Annotated in this window: 3 protein-coding genes and 1 pseudogene; 1 reads left to right on the top strand and 3 read right to left on the bottom strand. The window is 75.2% G+C overall.

The annotated features are described in order from the left end of the window. Positions 1 to 479 (top strand): histidine phosphatase family protein (locus MXD58_RS24290; RefSeq protein WP_250610002.1); only part of this gene is annotated, 479 nt, incomplete at its 5' end. 15 nt (positions 480 to 494) lie between these two features. Here MXD58_RS24290 and MXD58_RS24285 read toward each other — a convergent pair. From MXD58_RS24285 to MXD58_RS24275, 3 genes and pseudogenes are all read right to left on the bottom strand, one after another. Then, positions 495 to 1,532 (bottom strand): lysylphosphatidylglycerol synthase transmembrane domain-containing protein, encoded by a 1,038-nt coding sequence (locus MXD58_RS24285; protein ID WP_248839147.1) that lies wholly within the window; start codon positions 1,530 to 1,532, stop codon positions 495 to 497. Between the two features lie 273 nt (positions 1,533 to 1,805). Next, positions 1,806 to 2,252 (bottom strand): ATP-binding protein, encoded by a 447-nt coding sequence (locus tag MXD58_RS24280; protein ID WP_248839148.1) that lies wholly within the window; start codon positions 2,250 to 2,252, stop codon positions 1,806 to 1,808. Positions 2,253 to 2,519: 267 nt separating this feature from the next. Continuing rightward, positions 2,520 to 2,892: pseudogene (locus MXD58_RS24275) on the bottom strand (hypothetical protein); the annotation flags it as partial.

Genomic DNA, 2,892 nt, shown 5'->3' with positions numbered 1-2,892 from the left:
CCGCCGGCCAGAGCGGGCGGCTGGCGGCGTGGACGTTCGAGCTTGTCGCGACCAGCCCGCGGCGGCGTGCCTGGCACACCGCCGACCTCGCCGGGCTGGCCGCGCCGCCGGCGGGGGAGCGGGTCGTTTGGGACGATCTCGGCGAATGGGACTACGGCGACTACGAGGGCCTCACCACGGCGACGATCCGCGAGACGGTGCCCGGCTGGACGGTGTGGACCGCGCCGGTCCCCGGCGGCGAGAGCGCCGAGCAGGTCGGGGCCCGCGCCGATGCGGTGCTCGCGCGGCTGCGCCCGGCCCTGGCGCGCGGCGACGCGGCGCTCGTCGGGCACGGCCACATGTTGCGGGTGCTCATCGCCCGCTGGCTCGGGCTGCCACCTCGTGACGGCGTGCACGTCACCCTCGCGGCCGGCAGCGTGTCGGTGCTCGGCCACGAGCACGAGGCCGCGGTGATCGAGGCCCTCAACCTGCCAGCCTGACCGGCCGGCAGTGCGTCAGAGGTTGCCTGTGCGGCGCAGGTTGGCCAGGAGGAACACGCCCGGGACGACCGGCAGCCAGAAGCTGATCACCCGGTAGACGAGCACGGCGGCGAGCATCGACGCGGCACTACCGCCGGCGGCGGCGAGGCCGAACGCCAGCGCCGGCTCCAGCGCGCCGACGCCACCGGCGGTGGGCGCGGCGCCGGCCACCATCGAGCCGACCAGGTAGACGGTCGCCACGGACATCAACGTCACGCTGGCCCCGAACGACCACACCGCGCAGGCGAGCGCGAAGATCTGGCACAGCCGGGTCCCCGCCTGGGACAGCAGCAGGACCGCCGTACGGGCCGGCGAGTGCGCCAGGCTCGACAGGTGGGCGCGGAACACCCGCGCCGCCGGCCGGGTCACCGCGCGGACCCGCGGATGCGCGAGAGTGCCCGTGCCGAGCGCCCCGACGATCACGAAGCCGAGCGCGACCGGCCCCGCGCCGAGGTCGTGGACGGTGGAGCGCACCGGGCTGATCACGGCGGCACCGATCCCGCTGTCGCCGATGCTGCCGGCCACGATGAGCAGGCCGAGCAGATGACTAGCGGCCCCGGCGCCCTTGATCGACGCGATCGCCGCGAGCGCCGCCGGGCGGGTCAGGCCCCGCCTCTGCAGGAACCGGAGGTGGACCGCGATCGCGCCGAGGCCGATGGGCACGATCCGGTTCGTGGCGGCCGCCGCGACCTGCACGCTCGTCACCGTGCGCAGTTCCAGGCGCAGCCCGCTGGCCGCCCGCATGGACACCCCGTTGGCGATGTAGAACAGGACCGTGGCGCCCGCGCAGGCGGCCAGCCAGTGCCAGCGGGGCGCGGGCACGCCGGAGAGCCGGGAGGCCGCGTCCCCGCGGAAACGCACCGCCAGCACGGCGAGCAGGACGGCGACGACGATGGCGCAGGCCACCGACCCCCGCCGCGCGCGGGACCCCTCGAGCGCGATTGCCAGGGGTTCGGCGAACACGTGACGCAGCGGATCGGCCTTGTCGACGACCCGCGCCGCGGGCGTCGTCACCACTGCCCGCCTGGGCGCCGGCCCGGTCGTCGGTGGGCTGGCGTCGTCCGCGTCGAGCAGAACCGGGACTTCGATGACAACCCCCGTTTGGCCGCAGCCGAGGTCACGCTCATGGTGAGGGAGACGTCCGTCACGGTACGCGAGTCGCCTGAACGGCGGCTGAAGGATCCGGTTGGGCGAGCTGTCCGTCGTCGGTCCGGTCGCCTCGTTCTGGACATATCAGCGGCTTCCCACAGGGGTCGGCCCGGAGCGGGGACATCGGGCATTGGCTGGTCAGGTACCGCAGGTCGCCTCCAGGGAACCCTCCTGGCGGGGTGGGTCGGGCTGGCGGGGCAGATCGAACCAGACCTGCTTGCCCGGCCCCTGCTCGTCCTTGAGGTCGACGACGCCCCACTGCAGTGCCAGGGCGGCGACGAGGTGCATGCCGCGGCCCGACTCGTCGTCCTCGCCGACCTGCCGCAGTGCCGGCCGCATCGAACTGCCGTCGTCGACGGCGATGCGGATGCGGTCGACGTCCAGCGCGACGGTCAGACCCAGCGCGCCGCGGTCACCGACGAAACGCACGGCGTTCGTCACAACCTCGCTCACGAGGAGCATTGCGATCTCGACGGTCTCCGGGCGATGCCAGGCCGCCAACAGTTCGGCGACCAGGCGACGGGCCCGTCCGGCGGTGCGGGCATCGGCGGGCAGGTCGAAGCGTGCGGTCAGTACTCCTGCCACGCCTCACCTTCCGTGGGATCCAGCGGGGCGCCCCGGGAGGCCCGACCTTCCCGCGCCGGGCGAGCTGCCCGGCGACGCGTACCTGCCACCGCGCCCGCCACCTCAAACCTGCACCCTGCGTGGCCGCGGGTCGTCCCTCTGCCACGACGCGCGGCCTCTGGATACCGCGCCGGGGCGCCGACCGCGGCCGCGACGCGCCGGGCGGATCCCACGCCGATCCGCAGACGGCGGCCGCTGGATCAGCGCCGACCCGTCAAGGCCGAACGGTCAGATGACATCAATGCCGTCGAGGACGGACCCGCGGCGCTCCAGCCACGCGCGGGTGACCTCGTCGACCTGCTCCTGATCGATCGACGCGGCCTCGGCGGACAGCCCGTCGTCAGCCCCTGCCGGGCGCTCGGAGCGAGCGGCGCGCGGGTCCGCTCCCCGGTGCGAAATGTTCGGAACTCCCGTTCCGCCCGCCCCGATCGGGCCAGCCGGGCCCCGCCCGGGACCGGCCGCCAGGCGCTCGCCCCCATCGCCGTGCCCCCTGGGCACCGCGCCGTCCGCCCGGCCGCGGGGCTGGCGCGGATCCGGCCACCCCTGCGAGCGAGGAGCGGACCCGTCCACCGCGCTGGCGGCGCTGTCCGCGGGCCGCCTC

Source organism: Frankia sp. AgKG'84/4, from assembly GCF_023242965.2.
Lineage (GTDB): Bacteria > Actinomycetota > Actinomycetes > Frankiales > Frankiaceae > Frankia.
This window is presented reverse-complemented; position numbering and strand designations above follow the sequence as displayed.